Here is a 234-nt window from a genome sequence, read left to right on the forward strand (position 1 = left end):
GCGTAGGCGCGCAGCCGATCGAGCAGCGCATCGTCGGCCACATACACGGCGGGCGCGAACTGAATCGGGATGTCGCGGGCCAGCTCGGCCGGATCGAGTGCGGCGAACTGACGGTCGTGCAGCACCCGCAGTAGCAGTCCGGCGTCGTGCGCGCCCCGGTAGAAGCTCTCGTAGATGCGCTGATACGACTCGGGGTCGCGCTCGCCGTCGGGCTTCGCGAGGGGCGGGTACGAC

1 pseudogene is annotated in these 234 nt (G+C 70.1%); it reads right to left on the reverse strand.

The window, feature by feature from the left end:
- Positions 1 to 234: pseudogene (locus tag QCD70_RS19145) on the reverse strand (beta-galactosidase); the annotation flags it as partial.

Origin of the sequence: Agreia sp. PsM10 (assembly GCF_030433855.1) — a bacterium.
Classification (GTDB): domain Bacteria; phylum Actinomycetota; class Actinomycetes; order Actinomycetales; family Microbacteriaceae; genus Agreia.